Below are 467 nucleotides of genomic sequence, written 5' to 3' on the forward strand. Positions count from 1 at the left end.
GTGCAAATAGCTCAATCCAATTCGAACCAATATTGCCTTTGCCACACAGCACTATGCCAACACGCTTTTGCGCTTGGAATAGCTGACTGTGCAAAGACTCAAGCAGCTCAGGTACCTTGTTGGTTCTCACCACGGCAATTAGGCTCAGCTCTGAGTCTGTCTCAAACATGAACTCAACAGGTACTCCCTTGAGGGTTTGATAAAAACCAAAGCAGTGATTGGCATTATTCGTCACGCCTGCGCCAACGGCGGCGATCAGGGACATGCCTGACTTGACCTCCACTCCCACCTCAAGGTGAGCAGATTCAATGCACTCTAATGCGCCCGTAAGCAGTTCACTGGTATAAGCCAGACGCAGACAATAGTTATCCGATTGAGATTCGTAGGCTAGCGGTGCAAGTTGAGCTTTGTTCAGCAAAGATAACACTTGAGGCTCTAAGCGCTCAAAGTCATGCGCGTGGCTTAGG

Annotated in this window: 1 pseudogene; it reads right to left on the minus strand. The window is 49.3% G+C overall.

What is annotated here, in order from left to right:
* Window positions 1–467: pseudogene (gene metL, locus AB4585_RS26850) on the minus strand (bifunctional aspartate kinase/homoserine dehydrogenase II); the annotation flags it as partial.

This window comes from Vibrio sp. 10N.222.49.C9, from assembly GCF_041474985.1.
GTDB lineage: Bacteria > Pseudomonadota > Gammaproteobacteria > Enterobacterales > Vibrionaceae > Vibrio > Vibrio crassostreae_C.